This is a genomic window from Lacipirellula sp. (assembly GCF_965279485.1).
Classification (GTDB): Bacteria; Planctomycetota; Planctomycetia; order Pirellulales; family Lacipirellulaceae; genus Lacipirellula.
Window position 1 is genome coordinate 1,317,165 of the sequence record NZ_CBDIIC010000002.1, and the last position, 14,871, is coordinate 1,332,035.

Consider the following 14,871-nt stretch of genomic DNA (forward strand, 5'->3'; position numbering starts at 1 on the left):
GGAGTGCGGTTGGCTGGTGCGGTTGGCGGGGCGCTATGGCTGGTCGCCTAGATCACGGGGAGTCATATCGTCGCGTGCCGAATGACGGACGTAAAGGACCCGAACGGCGTCGTCACGAATTGTGAACAGGATTCGGTAGACGCTGCGATGACGCCGGTAGAGGCATTGGCGGATTTCGACGCCGATTTTCGCGGATTCCTTCGCTAAGGGGCAGCGATGGGGATTTTCAGCGAGGGATTCAATGGCGACGAGACAACCCTCATACCACGCTTCCGAGGACGCTGAAGAATAGTGCTTCGCCAAATAGTCGAGCGTTTCTTCCAAGTCGGCGAAAGCACTCGGCTGAATGATGACGCGATAAGTCATTGGCGGGGGGCGAAGCCAAATTTGGTGCGCAAGCGGAGGTCGGCCTCCGCAAGCGAAATTCCTTCGCCGCGATCGATCGATTCCAAGCCCGCACGGATGGCGGTCAGCGTCTCTTCTTCATCACGCAGCAGTGTCACGGCGGCGTCGAGTAGTTCGGCCCGGTCTTGGTAGCGGCCAGCGACGATCGCTTCCTGGATGAAGAGTTCGTTGGCTGATGAGATTTCGCCTGACATCCGACATTCCCTCGCGCTACGCTAGATCATCTGGCCGCCGGCAGACGGACGTTGAATCCGCTTACCGATCATTTCATCATAGACGGTTTAGCTGCAAATCGCCATTTTCGATGGATAACCCACTCATGAAAGCCTGCATTCAACGCGTTTCTTCGGCCCGGGTGCGGGTCGCGGGCGAGACGGTCGGCGAGATTGGCCGCGGGCTGCTCGTGCTGTTGGGCGTCGCGGCGGACGACGGGCCGGCAGAGCTGCGGTGGATGGTCGACAAGGTGCTCGGCCTGCGGATCTTCGACGACGGCGAGGGGAAGATGAACCTCGGGCTGACTGACGTCGGCGGCGAGTTGCTCGTGGTGAGTCAGTTCACGCTGCTCGGCGATTGCCGCAAGGGCCGGCGGCCGAGTTTTATCGGCGCGGCAGCGCCGGAGATGGCGGAGCGGATGTACGACGAGTTCGTCGCCGCGGCGCGAGCAGCCGGCGTGACGACGGCCACCGGCAGGTTCCGCACCAACATGGAAGTCGAACTAGTAAACGACGGCCCGGTCACAATCTTAATCGACTCAACCGACCGGTAGCCGCGGGTCAACGATCCGCCGGAGCGAGTACCGGAAAACGAACCACGAAGACACGACGGGCACGAAGACGCACGAAGGGATGCGGGGACGTGTGCTCCGCGAGGGGCTAGTACGCTGAAAGCGTTAAAGATTTCAGCCCAGGGTTCGCCGCGCAGTGGCGTACCCTGGGTTAGATTTGGTGATTCTCCTAACAACCCTGAAAGGGTTGAATCGAAAGACCTTGTAGAGTGCTGCAACCCTTTCAGGGTTGGCGTGCTTAACGCGACGGCTATCCCAGGGTACAACGCTGCGCGTTGAACCCTGGGCTGGATGATGCAACGCCGTTGGCGTTGAGAATTCACTTCGAAATTCTTTACGCGGGCTTAGTGCTTCTTTGTGGCCGTTGTGCTTTTGTGGTTCGCTGTTCGTGGTGCGCCTGTTGAGCGTCGCTCCGGCGAGTCGTTGACCCGCGGCTACTTGGTCCAGTTGAAGCGCCGCATGATGCGGCGGGCGGTGTCGTAAATGTTGCGGTCGGGTTGCGGCCCGTCGACCGCGGGCGCGGTGCCGCCGGTGGGCGCGACCCCATTGGCTGTCGCCCATTGCTGTTGGTAGCCGATGCTAAACGCTCGCGGCGCCGTGCCGTTCGCGCCGTCGGCGAGTTGCGGCAGCGCTTGGTCGGGCATCATGCCGTGAACGGCGCGTTGCTTCAGAACCTCGCTGTTGATGACGATCGGCGAGAGCTGCCCGTAGCGCTCCATGACCATCGGCTCGCTAAGGATCATCACGACGATGAGGGCGAGTTTCCAATAGACGGAAAAGTTGCCCCACATGTCGTCGCCCCACAGCTTGAGCGCCGTGCCGAACGATTTCTTGAAGCGCCAGCGCCCGCGGCCCCATTCGATCGCCCAAATCTCGTCAAGCATCAAATGCGAGAAGACGCCTAGAAAGACGCCCCCTGCCTTAAAATATCGCAAATGAAGATTTGTCGAGTTGCTTAAGAGAAACGCTAGCCCGGTAAAAATGAGAAGCGCCGGGATGCTGTGGAACATCCCGCGGTGGACCGTGTATTTCTTAATGAATTTGCCAATGCCGAAGCGGACCGTCAGATAGGTGACGGCCCCTGCCAGCACCATTTGCTCGTAGTTCCAGCCGAGGTGCTGGAAGCGGTCGACGAGCATCATCGGCGCCACGGCGGCGAAGAAGTTGAGCGTCTCGCGAAGCGGCACGCCCGAGTCGCTGTCGATGTCGGGCAGCATCCCGCCAACGCCGCACAGGCAACCGGCGACCAGGCTCGCTTCCACCGACAAGCCGTGATAGACGCCGAGACAGGCGTAGCCTGCGCCGAGCGAGCAGCTGGTCGTGATGTGGGTTTTGAAGCCGGCCATGGGGGGCGGAATGTCGCAAAACGTGGCGTTTCCGCCAAGTGCAGCCGTGGCGTGGCGAATTCTTTACAGGAGCAACCACGAAGACACTAAGAGCACGACGACGCACGAAGGAAAATGCGCAGTGGCGGATGCCGCTAGCTTTGCTGGCAGCGACGACAGAATGCGTGCGATAGGCCCCCTGCTTTCTGCTTACTTTGTGATTCTTTGTGGCCGTTGTGTCTTTGTGGTTAGCCTTTCGAGGTTCGCTCCGGCGGGTCGTTGACCCGCGGCTATCGGGGATGGTGCTGCTAGCACAACTGATCTTCGCCCCCCTGCCATGCGTCGATATACTTCGCCGTCCCGCAATCACCCCCTACCTTGCCCGTCCCTGGGTGCGTCATGCAGACCTACGATATCGCGATGCTAGCTGTGCTCGGGTTCGCCACGATCTTCGGATTTTGGAAAGGACTCGCCTGGCAAGTCGCCTCGCTGGCGTCGCTCGTCGTGAGCTACTTCGCCGCGCTGAAGTTCGCCGATCGGCTCGCGCCGATGGTGAGCGAGCACGCCCCATTCAACAAATTCGCCGCGATGCTGATCATCTACGCCGGCAGCTCGCTGGCGATTTGGATGTTGTTCCGCGTCGTCGCCGGCGTCATCGACGGGATCAAGCTGAAAGAGTTCGATCGCCAGATGGGCGCCTTGGTTGGCTTCGCCAAAGGCGTGCTGCTGTGCATCGCGATCACCTGCGTCGCGGTCACCTTGCTTGGCCAGCAGCAACGCGATCAAATCATCGCCTCGCGGAGCGGACACTACATCGTCCAGGTGCTCGACAAGGCCGACGCCGTGGCGCCGCCGGAGATCCAAGGGGTGATCGGCCCGTACATCGAGAAGATCAACCAGCGGATGACTCCCGGCTACCAACCGAACCCCCAGCAAGACCTGCAGGACCTCCAGAAGCTATGGAGCGAAGGAGCAGGGGGGGCCGCCGGGGCAGGGGGCTTGCTGCCGGCCGGGGCGAACATCGGCTGGCCGACGGCGCCGAACAACGCATCGCCAACGCCGCCGCAAAGCACGCCGGTGTGGCCGATCTCCAGCGGCGGGGAACGCCGATAAGCGGAAGCGAAGTTCAATGGACCGCTTCTCCATCATTCACGGCGACATCACTCAGATCGACGTCGACGCAATCGTCAACGCTGCTAATGAAACGCTGCTAGGCGGCGGCGGCGTTGACGGAGCCATTCACGACGCCGCTGGGCCTCGGCTGCTCGACGAATGTCGCCGACTCAGCGGTTGCCGACCTGGCGAAGCAAAAGCAACCGCTGGATACGATCTGGCAGCAAAGTGGATAATCCATACAGTCGGCCCCCGGTGGCGCGGCGGCAAGTCTGGCGAGGAAGAAACCTTGCGCCTGTGCTATCGAAACTCGCTGCAGACGGCAGGGAAGTTAGGCGTGCAATCGATCGCTTTTCCTGCGATTGCCACCGGAGCATTTGGCTATCCGCTCCGCGCCGCAGCTCGAATCGCCGTGGAAGAATTGATGGCAGGGCTGAAGGAACAGGCGTCGCTTTCCGTCGTCGTTGTTTGCTTTGAGTACGACGTGCTAACGACTTTTGAAAAGGCCCGCAGTGAAGCCTGATGAAGACCAGCGTGGCGGGAAGCGAAATAGTGCAGGGGCCGTTTTCCCGGGCGAAAACCGCCCAAAAACGAACATAACAACGATTATCGGACGTTGCTGGTATGGAGGTTTCAGGGGCTCGCAGCCGGGATGCCGGCCATCGGCGCCTTCCCTGCCCGGGCTCTTGGCGGGCTGTTACGCACGCTGAATTTGCGTCGCGTTGAACTCTGAGAATTAACGTTCGCGGCGACGATTCAGAATGCTTCGGCGCGATGTTCGCGGCGCAAAGTGTTGCTCGCTGGCGACGGCGGCGAGTTGAACTTTGGGTGCTCGTTTTGGTTGAACATCGGTCGCGTTTCTAGCCCCGGGCTTTGCCCGGGGGTCGGCCAGCTTTACGAAAAAGCTTGGCTTCGACGAACTGCGAACCGACCCCCGGGCGGAGCCCAGGGCTAGGAATGCACACGATGCCGGTGACGTGCCGGCCTAAGCCGCGAACGGCTAGGCGCTGGCGACGCCGTTCTCGATGTATGGGCCGATCTTGCGGAACTTGTCGTACCGCTGGTTGAGCAGTTCCGCGGTCGGCAACTTCTGAAGTTCGCGCAGCGTCTTGGTGAGATACTGCTTGAGCTTGGCTGCCATTTGGTAGTGGTCGCGATGTGCGCCGCCCAAGGGTTCTTCGACGACGTCGTCGATGACGCCCATTTCGAGCAGATGCTTCGAGGTGATCTTCAGCGCGCGGGCGGCTTGGGGCGCGTAGTCGTGGCTCTTCCAGAGGATGCCGGCGCAGCCTTCGGGGCTGATCACCGAGTAGTAAGCGTTCTCAAGCACGGCGACTCGGTCGCCGACGCCGATGCCGAGTGCGCCGCCGGAGCCGCCTTCGCCGATGACGATGCAGATGATCGGCGTCGGCAGTCGCGACATCGCGAGCATGCTTTCGGCGATCACTTGGGCTTGGCCGCGTTCCTCGGCGCCGATCCCGGGGTACGCGCCGGGCGTGTCGATCATCGCGATGATCGGCAGGCCGTACTTGGCAGCGAGCTCCATCTTTTCCATCGCCTTACGATAGCCTTCAGGATGGGCGCAGCCGAAATAGCACTCGTTCCGCTCTTTGAGCGTTTTGCCTTTCTGGTGGCCGACGAGCATCACTTTGAACTCATCGAGCTTCGCGAAGCCGGTGCGGAGCGCGCGGTCGTCGCCGAAGAACTTATCGCCGTGGAGTTCCACGAATTCGTCGAACACGAGGTCGACGTAGTCGGTGAACATTGGGCGTTGGGGGTGGCGCGAGACGCGAACCGTTTCCCACGGATCGAGATTCTTGTAGATCGAGCGAATTGTTTCGTTGAGCTGCTTGCGCAGCTCGCGAATTTGCTCGCGGACGTCGTCGCTCTTCGGATCGACGCTCTCAAGATCGCGGATCTGGGCTTCGATCTCGTGAATCGGCTGTTCGAACGGGAGCTGGAAGCTGCTGGCCATTTGTGGAGTCTCGTTTGGGCCGAGCGCGAGGGTTCAGGTGTCGGGGTTCAGGGTTCAGCGAATCCCTGAACCCTGACACCTGAACCCTGAGGGCTCTGCGGCTGCTAATCGTCTTTAGGTTCTTCAACCTTCGGAACTGGCTTTTTGGGTTTGATTTGGAAGACTCGGCCCGCTTTGAGCTCGCGCATGAATTCCATGAGCGACTCGGGGCGGTCTTTGGGTTCTTTGGCGAGCATGCGCGAGACTAAGTTCGCGAAGTCGTTGTGGACGTTGCGATTGAGCATTTGCACCGACGGCGCCTTCAGCTTGAGATGCTTGTTGAGCAACTCGGCCGGGCTGGTGGCGGTGAACGGCAGCTTGCCGGTGATCAGTTCGTACACCATGCAGCCGAAGCTGTAGATGTCGGCGCGGGCGTCGCACGCTTGGCCGCGGATCTGCTCGGGCGGCATGTAGCTGTGCGTGCCGGCGACTGGCATCTTGTTGCCGAACATCTTGCTGATGCCGGTCTTAATCTTCATCGTCAGCGTGAAATCGATCAGCCGGATGTGGTTGTTCTCGTCGACGAGAAAATTATCGGGCTTGATGTCGCGATGGACCCACCCCTGGCGATGCATGTGCTCGAGGGCTTGGGCGCACTCCATCAGGATCGTATCGAGCCGCCAGTGAAGGCTGTCGAGCTGGTCGTGGATTTGCTGCTTCAAGTTCGGCGTCTTGAAGAGTTCCATGACGACGAACGCCCCATCCTTTTTGCTGTCGCCGTAGTCGTACGTTTTGATGATCGACGGATGATCGAGCGCTTTGCCGACCTCGTATTCGTGCTTCAGCTGGGCGACGGTCGTGCGGTCGTACCGCGAACCGGGCGGCAGCCACTTCATGGCGAGCGCCGTCGTCTCGGCCATCGGGCGGACGGCCCAAATTTCGAACATAGCGCCGGCGCGGATGAGATGAAACATCCGGTAAGGACCGACGAATTCGCGACCGGCAGACATGGCGACGGCTGGGATCGAGGCTGGGTTCGACAAGCCGGACGCAACTGCAGCCGACGACGTATAACCAGTTTAACCGGTAGAGTCGGATGGCGAAATACGGGCGTGGGTTGGGGCTTTCTCGCCCGAATGCGCTCCCCTGCCCTGCTCATGTGTACTTTGCGACTCTTTGTGGCCGTTGTGGCTTTGTGGTGAGTCTTTCTCGTTTCGCGCCGGCGGGTCGTTGACCCGCGGCTACTCGCGTTCAGTGCAATTGCGTTAGTAGGCGACCCATTGCATGCAGAGGCCGTGGGCGGGGGCGGTTTGGCCGGCGGTGCAGCGGTCTTTGGAGGCGATCACTTCGGCGACCCACTCGGGGGAACGTCGGCCACGGCCGACTTCGACGAGCGTGCCGGCGATCGTGCGGACCATATTGTAGAGGAAACCATCTCCTTCGACGTCGATGGTGACGATTCTAGCCCCGGGCTCCGCCCGGGGGTCGGCATGCAGTTCGTTGGGGTCGAGCGTATTCGAGAGGCGAGCCGACCCCCGGGCGGAGCCCGGGGCTAGAGCGGACGTGATCTCTGCAGCGAAGATCGTGCGGACGGTGGACTCGCGCTCGGAGCCGACTGATTGGAAGCATGCGAAATCGTGTGTGCCGACCATGTGGGCGCCGCCGACTTGCATTGCCGCCACGTCGAGCGGCGTCGGGATGTGCCACGCGTACTTGCGGGCAAAGACAGGCCGCCGCGGATCGTTAAAGATCGTGTAGCGGTAGCGTTTGAACTTCGCGTCGTGCGTGGCGTGGAAGCCGTCGGCGACGCATTCGACGAGCTGCACCGCGGCGTCGTCGGGAAGCTTCGAGTTGAGCGCGTGAACGAGCGACTCAGGCGGGATGTTCGTCGCCGACTCGACGCTCACGACCTGCCCTGCCGCATGGACGCCGGCGTCGGTGCGGCCGGCGGCATTGAGGCGCGCCGTTTCGCCCGTGATCTCAAGCCACGCCCGTTCGAGCTCCCCCTGCACCGTCCGCCGCCCGGGCTGCGCTTGCCAGCCGGAAAACTCGGCGCCGTCGTAGGCGAGCGTGATCTTGAAACTTGCCATTTGGCTTGGCGGATCGGGGAGAACCACGAAGGCACGACGACACAGAGGACGCACGAAGAAATTCCAAAGCAGAGCCCGCGAATCTTCGCGAATTGCCGCTAATGAAACATACGATTAACGACCGCGATTCATGCCCTTCGTGACTTCTTCGTGCTCTCCGCGCCTTCGTGGTAAGTCTTTTAAACCGCCGCCTGCGATTTGACGAGCAACTCAGCAATTTGCACCGCGTTCGTTGCCGCCCCTTTGCGGAGGTTGTCGCTCACGCACCAGAAGGCGAGGCCGTTGTCGCTGGAGAGGTCTTCGCGGATGCGGCCGACGAACACGGCGTCGTCGCCGTCGCATTGGGCCGGCATCGGGTATTTGCCGCTGTCGAGATCGTCGACCACTTTGATGCCCGGCGTTGCGGCGAACAGCTCGCGGGCCTGGGCGACGGTGATCTTCTTCTCGGTTTCGACGAGGATGCTTTCGCTGTGGCAGTTATCGACCGGCACGCGAATGCAGGTGGGGCAAACGCGGATCGAATCGTCGCCGAAGATCTTGTGGGTCTCGTGGACCATCTTCATTTCTTCGCTCGTGTACCCCTGGTACTTCGGCGAGCCGATCTGCGGAACCAGGTTGAACGCGATCGGGTGCTTGAAGGCTTGATACTGGTAATCTTCGCCAGCGAGGAACGCACGGGCGCCCGCCTTCAAATCTTCTTGGCCCTTCACGCCGGCGCCGCTGGTCGCCTGGTAGGTGCTAACGACGACGCGGCGGATGCGGCCGAAGTCGTGGAGCGGCTTCATCGCCACGACCATCTGAGTGGTCGAACAGTTCGGGCTGCTAATAAGACCGCGATGATTTTCGAGCGCCTCGGGGTTCACTTCCGGCACCACGAGCGGGACATTCGGATCCATCCGCCAGTAGCCGCTCTCGTCGACGACGACGCAGCCGCGCTCGACGGCCCAGGGACAAAACTCCTTGGCGGTTTCATCGGGGGTGCTGCCGATGGCGAGGTCGATCCCGGAGAAGATCTCGGGGGTCATCTCCTCAACGACGTGCTCTTCGCCCTTAAACGTGATTTTCGTGCCGGCCGAGCGTTTCGAGGCGAGAAAGCGGATGTTCCGGTAGGGGAACTCGCGCTCCTCAAGGAGCTGGCGAATGATGCGTCCGACGGCGCCGGTGGCGCCCACGATAGCGATCGTCTCGAACACGGCGAAAAATCTCCCAGGACGCGGGGCGACCAAAGTGATGCTCGAACCTGGGCGGGCCGCCTACAGCTTCATCCTGGCTCGATCGAGTAAACCTCGCAGTATAGGCGACCCGCCTAGGCCGGACAATGTTCGCGCGAGCCGTTGGATCTGCTGGCGAGTTGGCAAATTGGCCGTTGCGGATCGCGGCGTTGAAGGGGTCGGTGTATACCAGGATCCGCCCTAGGGGCGCGTCGATGGTTTTAAAACCGCGACCAGAGCCAAGGCCTGGAAGAATAGAGAGGCGCCACCCAACCAAAAGATGCGAGAAAGGTAGAGGTTCTGCATCGTTGTGGCAGAAACGGTGGGAGCGTATGACGTGAGGCTTCCGCCCATTAAGCCAAGGAGACAGCAGAGTGAGATCGCGATGCAAATCGTGGCGAGGTATTTGCTTTTCATGCCTTCACCTACTGCTTTAAGTGACTGATGGAGGGCTTGCTGCGGCAGTTAGCTGTAAGGCGAGACAGTGCCGGGGCGGCGGGGTTGATAGAATAGACTTACCGCCCTGCCCTAGGAGGTGATAGATGTCGCGTATGGTAATTTCGACGCTGCTGGCGATTTCTTGGATGCTGGCGTTGCCGCATGTGATCTCGGCGGCAGACAAAGGCCAGGTGAGCCTATTCGCCAAGCTCGACGCCAACGGCGACGGCCAACTCGCGGCGGGCGAAATCGAGGCCGATCACAAGCTGCTCTTCAAACGCCTCCTTCGCACAGGCGACGAAAATGGCGATGGCCAACTGACCGCGGAGGAATTCGCTACGGCGATCCAGCCGGTGCGGGCCGAGAAGCCGACGGTCGAAAAGCAGGGGAGCCGGCTGCCGGGCGCCGACGCCCTGGTCGTGTTGCTTGCCCGGATGGATGCGAACGCCGACGGCCAACTCAAGGCCGACGAAATTCCAGCCAACTGCGAACGGGCGTTCCAGCAAATGCTCACCGCGGCCGACGGCAATAAGGATGGCCGGCTCGATCGGCGGGAAATCGCCCAGGGCTCGCCGCGGCTGACGGCCGTGGCGAACCTCGCCGCCCGGCGGATGGGGCTCGACGTCTCGGCCGAGATGAGCGAGATCCCTGAAGAGACGATGGCGTCGATGGAGCAGATGGACGCTTACCCCAAGCCGGGCGAACTCGCGGTCGCGCGGCTGCTGAAACAGTTCGACCGCAATGAGGATGGTGCGATCTCGCTGGGCGAGGCGCCGCCGCTACTGAAGCGGCAATTCGAGAAGTTCGACGCCGACGGCGACCGCCAACTTCGCGACAAGGAATTGGCGAAGGTCGGCGACCGCATGGCCCGCATGGCGCCGAACGCGGAAACCCGCAACGCGCCGGGGCGTCCCGCAGCGAACGAAGACTCGCCAAGTGGGAAATCTCTGCGTAAGCTAAAGAAGTCGGAGCGGTCGAAGAAAAACGGCCCGATTTAGGGCAATTCTTTTCCGCCCCTGGCGAAGCGCTTTTCGGAACAACGCTTCGGCTCGTTTGCTACGGAACTTTCTGCGTCGGCGCTCGTCCGTTTAGAGGGACTGGAACCCCTCCGAACCGCGAACACCGGCGGAGTGTCTACCGTACAGACGGTAACGCTGGCAGCACTTGCACGCTTCATCTAGCAGACAAGTCCCGGCCAGCTCGAACGAGAAGGGCACTATCATGTCGGATCAAATACCACTCCCCGCAGGGGCCTACAGGAGCTTGCCGCCGCTCGAATTCAGCGACGGCGCATTGTTGAAGTTCAGCCGCGAGATGCGCGTGCAGCTGAAGGACCTGGAAGCCCGGTTCGTCGTTCCCCGGCAACATCCGCGTTTGTTTTTGGGCGAAGCCCGCGGGGCCTCGCGCCGGCCGCGCTGAACGGTAGCTTATCGCGTTGAAATCACTTAAAAGCCGCCGGCAATTGCCGGCGGCTTTTTTTGTTTACTAGCCCCCGGCACTCTATGCCGGGGGATGGGGCGAGACGCCGTGTGATGGTTGGCCGCTCGCCCCCGGTTTGAAGAACCTGGGGCTAATGGACGGGTTTGATCGGGCGGGGGTATCATGAAGCGGTGGGCGGTTTTCGCCCCCTGCCCTGCCCTGCCCCGCCGTTCGCAACTGCTCGCCGCCATGAAAGTTATTCTCGCCAGTCCGCGTGGTTTTTGTGCTGGCGTCAACATGGCGATCGAGGCGCTTGAGCTGGCCCTGCAGACGTTGCCGCCGCCGATCTACGTCTACCACGAGATCGTCCACAACAAGTACGTCGTTGAGCACTTCAAAGCCCGCGGCGTCACGTTCGTCGACCACCTGACCGAGGTACCGCACGGCGCCACCCTGCTCTTCTCTGCCCACGGCGTGTCGCCCGAGATCCGGCAGGTCGCCCGCGACCGCGATCTGAAAGCGATCGACGCTACCTGCCCGCTAGTGACCAAAGTCCACCTCGAGGCGATTCGCTACGCCCGCGACGGCTACACGATTCTGCTCATCGGTCACGAAGGGCACGACGAGGTGATCGGCACGATGGGCGAGGCGCCCGAGGCGATCCTCTTAGTCGAATCGCCCGAAGACGTCGCCCGGCTGGAAGTCTCCGACGAGGCGAAACTCGCCTACCTGACGCAAACGACGCTTAGCGTCGACGACGCGAATCGAATCATCACGAAGCTGCGAGAACGCTTTCCGCAGATCAATTCGCCGCCGAAGGACGACATCTGTTACGCGACGCAAAATCGCCAAGAAGCGGTCGCGAAGCTAGCGCCCGAGGCAGAGCTGACGCTTGTGCTGGGGAGCCAAAACAGCTCGAACAGCCAACGGCTCGCGGAACTCTCGGCGGAACGCGGCATCCCGGCGTACCTCATCGACGGCGCCGAGAACATTCATCTCGACTGGTTCGAGGGGATCAATACGGTGCTCGTCACGGCCGGGGCGAGTGCGCCGGAAATTGTCGTCGAGAGCGTGCTCGATTTTCTCCGCGAGAAGTTCGAAGCGACCGTGGAAGTCCGGTCGCTCCGCGAGGAGGCGGTGTCGTTTCCGCTGCCGCGGGAGTTGCGGTCGATTGCAGCGCCGCGGGATGTGGTGTCGGGGCTAACGCGTTAAAAGCCACCGGCTCCGCCGGTGGACGAACTACGGAAACGATAGCCAATCGAAATACGTCCACCGGCAGAGCCGGTGGCTTTCATGGGCTTCACTTACTCATGCCGAGGGCTTTCCACAGGAACGCCCACTTGTCCGCCGCTTGGTCGATCCGCTTTGTGATCGGCGTCCCCGCTCCGTGACCCGCGCGAGTTTCGATGCGGATGAGGATCGGCGCGTCGCCCGCTTGGGCCGCCTGCAGCGCCGCGGCGTACTTAAAGCTGTGCATCGGCACGACGCGGTCGTCGGTGTCGGCCGTGGTGATCAACGTCGCGGGGTACTTCGTCCCCGGCTTGATGTTGTGGTACGGCGAATAGGCGTACAGCGCCTTGAACTGCTCGGGATCGCTGGAGACGCCGTACTCGTCCCGCCAGAAGTGGCCGGCGGTGAACTGGTCGTAGCGAAGCATGTCCATCACGCCGACCGCCGGGAGGCAGGCGCCGAACAGGTCGGGCCGTTGCGTTTCGACGGCGCCGACGAGCAGGCCGCCGTTGCTCCCCCCCATCACCGCAAGCTTCGGCGACGAGGTGTATTTTTCTTTGATCAGCCACTCGGCCGCGGCAATGAAGTCGTCGAAGACGTTTTGCTTGTTGAGTTGCTTGCCCGCCTGGTGCCACTCTTCGCCATACTCGCCGCCGCCGCGGAGATTGGCGACTGCGATCACGCCGCCGAGGTCCATCCACGCCGCGTACTCGACCGAGAACGCCGGCGTGATCGAGATGTTGAACCCGCCGTAGGCGTAGAGGAGCGTCGGGTTCTGGCCGTCGAGCTTCAGCCCCTTGCGATGGGCGATGATGATCGGGACCTTCGTGCCATCCTTGCTTGTGGCGAAGACTTGCTTCGAAACGTAGGCCTCGGGATCGAACGCCACCTGCGGAGCGCGAACCAGCTCTGACTTCCCATCGGTGAGATCGTAGCGATAAACCGACGGCGGCGTCGTGTAGCTGGTGAACGTGTAGAACGTTTCTTTGTCGTCCTGGTCGCCGCCAAAGCCGCTTGCCGTGCCGATGCCGGGAAGCGTCACGTCGCCGAGCGGGTCGCCCGTCGGCGTGAAGAGCTCAACGCGCGTGGCGACGTCTTCGAGGTATTGGAGGATCAGCTTGCCGTCCAGCAGGCTGACGTTTTCGAGCGTCGCCTTCACGGGGCCGACGATTTCATCGAGATGCTCGCGGCCTGGCTTCGCGACGTCCATCGCGATGATCCGCTTCGTCGCAGCGTCGAGATCGGTGAGGAAGAAAAACTTGTCGCCGAGATTGCCAACGAAGCCAAACTCGTTGTCGAAGTCGCCGATAAGCGTCGTCCACGGCGCGTCGGCCGCGGCGGAGACGGGGCGGATGAGCACTTGATTCTGCGGGTCGGTGCTGCGGGCGATCGAGAGGACGAGATACTTGTCGTCCTCGGTGCGAGCGATCCAGAAACTCCAGGTCGGGTTCTCGGGGTTCTTGTAGATCAGCGTGTCGGCTGACTGCGGCTCGCCGAGCTTGTGGAAGTAGATCGACTGGTTCAGCGAGAGGGCCTGGTAGACCTCGTCCTTCGCCGGTTCCGGATAGCGAGCGTAGTAAAACCCGTCGCCCGCGGCGTTCCAAACGATGTTGCCGTGGCGAGCCCACTTCAGCACGTCGGGAAGTTCGCGGCCGGTGGCGACTTCGATGACGTGGATGTTCGACCAGTCAGAGCCAGCCTCCTGGCGGGTGTAGGCGAGCAGCTTGCCGTCGTCGGTGACGACCGTTTGGCCCATCGCAATCGTGCCGTCGGTCGACCACTTGTTCGGATCGAGCAGCACGCGGCCGTCGGCCTTGTAGCTATCGGCAACGTAGAGGACCGATTGATTCTGCAGGCCGTCGTTCTTGAAGTAGAAGTAGTTACCCGCTTCCTGCCAGGGGGCGGAGTACCGCTCGAAGTTCCACATGTCGGCGAGCGTCTTGCGGATGACCGGCAGCTCCGGAATCGCGTCGAGATACGCGCGGGTCACCTCGTTCTCGGCGGCGATCCACTCGGCGACTTCCTGCGAAGTGCGGGCGTCGTCTTCGAGCCAGCGGTAAGGATCGGGAACCTTCGTGCCGTGGAAGTCGTCGCTTTGTTCCACGCGGCGGGTGTCGGGGTACTTCAACTTGGCGTCCTCGGCGTGGGCGGCTGGCATGCTAAAGCTCATCGCAACAAGGAACAGGATTCGGAGAGTCGTTCTATGCATGACCTACCTCTGCTGCGAAGAGATTTACGGTTGGCGAAGTAGAACTTCGAAACCGGCTTGTTCAAAGTGACGATCAGATGTGAATACGCTCGTAGCTGAACGTTCTTTAGCGACGACCATGCTAATGCAATCAGTGACGCCCCAAGACTTGTCGTTGCGATTGACGAACAAGTCCCAACCTTCCGCCTCAAGTTCAAGAGTCACCTGTATAACATCGCAAGTCGGGGATTCTAAGAGGCGCCGACGAGTTTCGATGGCTAGATGCCGCAGGCGGACTCGAGAGAGACCGTCGCCAAGTTCAACCAATACCAGCGAGGTCGTAATGAGCGGGACGCGAGCCGCGATCAGGCGATGCCAAACCTGCAGTGCGTCGGCGCGCATGGAATCGTCTGCGTTGACGACGGCGATCAACCCGGAGGTGTCGAGAAAAACCGGACTCAAGGTTGGCGTCTGCCGAAGCGGTAGTCGTCGAAGTTTTCCGCCAAGTCGCTGATTCCTGTATCACAAGCCAGGCCCGCCAGCGGATCGACTCCCGGCGGGATCGTTTTCTCGATCGCCGGTTCAGCAGCGGTAGCTGGCTCGACTGTGACTCGCAGCCGCTCGTTCTCCGCCAATTGCGGCGTGCCAATTGGATGGAGGGTTCCCCCGACGACGATGGCGTCAAATGTCTGAACCATAGGGAATCCTGAGAGA

The 14,871-nt window shown here is 61.6% G+C and carries 16 protein-coding genes; 6 read left to right on the forward strand and 10 right to left on the reverse strand.

Features of this window, described 5'->3' with window-relative positions; all coding sequences use genetic code 11:
* Positions 1-33: 33 nt before the first annotated feature.
* Positions 34-366 (reverse strand): type II toxin-antitoxin system RelE/ParE family toxin, encoded by a 333-nt coding sequence (locus ACQY7R_RS12900; protein ID WP_428306006.1) that lies wholly within the window; start codon positions 364-366, stop codon positions 34-36.
* Complete coding sequence (locus ACQY7R_RS12905; RefSeq protein WP_428306007.1) at positions 363-599, reverse strand: ribbon-helix-helix domain-containing protein; 237 nt, start codon at positions 597-599, stop codon at positions 363-365. Before ACQY7R_RS12905 ends, ACQY7R_RS12900 begins: the two co-directional genes overlap by 4 nt.
* Positions 600-724: 125 nt before the next feature.
* Between ACQY7R_RS12905 and dtd the strand changes: the two genes are divergently transcribed.
* On the forward strand, positions 725-1,171 hold the full coding sequence (dtd, locus tag ACQY7R_RS12910; RefSeq protein ID WP_428306008.1) for a D-aminoacyl-tRNA deacylase: 447 nt from the start codon (positions 725-727) through the stop codon (positions 1,169-1,171).
* A gap of 452 nt (positions 1,172-1,623) precedes the next feature.
* On the opposite strand, the gene ACQY7R_RS12915 is transcribed toward dtd, so the two are convergent.
* On the reverse strand, positions 1,624-2,535 hold the full coding sequence (locus tag ACQY7R_RS12915; protein WP_428306009.1) for a metal-dependent hydrolase: 912 nt from the start codon (positions 2,533-2,535) through the stop codon (positions 1,624-1,626).
* 378 nt (positions 2,536-2,913) lie between these two features.
* Here ACQY7R_RS12915 and ACQY7R_RS12920 point away from each other — a divergent pair, with 378 nt between their 5' ends.
* The gene (locus ACQY7R_RS12920; RefSeq protein ID WP_428306010.1) at positions 2,914-3,627 is read left to right on the forward strand and encodes a CvpA family protein; all 714 of its coding nucleotides are present in this window, start codon (positions 2,914-2,916) and stop codon (positions 3,625-3,627) included.
* A 16-nt stretch (positions 3,628-3,643) separates the two neighbouring features.
* On the forward strand, positions 3,644-4,150 hold the full coding sequence (locus ACQY7R_RS12925; protein ID WP_428306011.1) for an O-acetyl-ADP-ribose deacetylase: 507 nt from the start codon (positions 3,644-3,646) through the stop codon (positions 4,148-4,150).
* 477 nt (positions 4,151-4,627) lie between these two features.
* Here the strand turns inward: ACQY7R_RS12925 and ACQY7R_RS12930 are convergent, their stop codons facing one another.
* The 4 genes from ACQY7R_RS12930 to ACQY7R_RS12945 form a co-directional block, all read right to left on the reverse strand.
* The gene (locus ACQY7R_RS12930; RefSeq protein ID WP_428306012.1) at positions 4,628-5,602 is read right to left on the reverse strand and encodes an acetyl-CoA carboxylase carboxyltransferase subunit alpha; all 975 of its coding nucleotides are present in this window, start codon (positions 5,600-5,602) and stop codon (positions 4,628-4,630) included.
* Positions 5,603-5,706: 104 nt separating this feature from the next.
* Positions 5,707-6,591, reverse strand: a complete 885-nt coding sequence (locus ACQY7R_RS12935) for a serine/threonine protein kinase (RefSeq protein ID WP_428306013.1) — start codon at positions 6,589-6,591, stop codon at positions 5,707-5,709.
* Positions 6,592-6,846: 255 nt separating this feature from the next.
* On the reverse strand, positions 6,847-7,671 hold the full coding sequence (gene truA, locus ACQY7R_RS12940; RefSeq protein WP_428306014.1) for a tRNA pseudouridine(38-40) synthase TruA: 825 nt from the start codon (positions 7,669-7,671) through the stop codon (positions 6,847-6,849).
* Between the two features lie 179 nt (positions 7,672-7,850).
* Positions 7,851-8,864 carry an aspartate-semialdehyde dehydrogenase gene (locus tag ACQY7R_RS12945; RefSeq protein WP_428306015.1) on the reverse strand — a complete coding sequence of 338 codons (1,014 nt, stop codon included), beginning with the start codon at positions 8,862-8,864 and terminating at the stop codon, positions 7,851-7,853.
* 560 nt (positions 8,865-9,424) lie between these two features.
* Here ACQY7R_RS12945 and ACQY7R_RS12950 point away from each other — a divergent pair.
* From ACQY7R_RS12950 to ispH, 3 genes are all read left to right on the forward strand, one after another.
* On the forward strand, positions 9,425-10,318 hold the full coding sequence (locus tag ACQY7R_RS12950) for an EF-hand domain-containing protein (protein ID WP_428306016.1): 894 nt from the start codon (positions 9,425-9,427) through the stop codon (positions 10,316-10,318).
* Positions 10,319-10,541: 223 nt separating this feature from the next.
* Entirely contained in the window at positions 10,542-10,739 is a 198-nt protein-coding gene (locus ACQY7R_RS12955; RefSeq protein ID WP_152100438.1) for a hypothetical protein, read from the forward strand.
* A 249-nt stretch (positions 10,740-10,988) separates the two neighbouring features.
* Complete coding sequence (gene ispH / locus ACQY7R_RS12960; protein ID WP_428306017.1) at positions 10,989-11,951, forward strand: 4-hydroxy-3-methylbut-2-enyl diphosphate reductase; 963 nt, start codon at positions 10,989-10,991, stop codon at positions 11,949-11,951.
* An 88-nt stretch (positions 11,952-12,039) separates the two neighbouring features.
* On the opposite strand, the gene ACQY7R_RS12965 is transcribed toward ispH, so the two are convergent.
* From ACQY7R_RS12965 to ACQY7R_RS12975, 3 genes are all read right to left on the reverse strand, one after another.
* The gene (locus ACQY7R_RS12965; RefSeq protein ID WP_428306018.1) at positions 12,040-14,127 is read right to left on the reverse strand and encodes a prolyl oligopeptidase family serine peptidase; all 2,088 of its coding nucleotides are present in this window, start codon (positions 14,125-14,127) and stop codon (positions 12,040-12,042) included.
* 75 nt (positions 14,128-14,202) lie between these two features.
* Positions 14,203-14,619 carry a type II toxin-antitoxin system VapC family toxin gene (locus tag ACQY7R_RS12970; RefSeq protein WP_428306019.1) on the reverse strand — a complete coding sequence of 139 codons (417 nt, stop codon included), beginning with the start codon at positions 14,617-14,619 and terminating at the stop codon, positions 14,203-14,205.
* Entirely contained in the window at positions 14,616-14,855 is a 240-nt protein-coding gene (locus ACQY7R_RS12975; RefSeq protein WP_428306020.1) for a hypothetical protein, read from the reverse strand. The genes ACQY7R_RS12970 and ACQY7R_RS12975 overlap by 4 nt, the downstream gene beginning before the upstream one ends.
* Positions 14,856-14,871 lie beyond the last annotated feature (16 nt).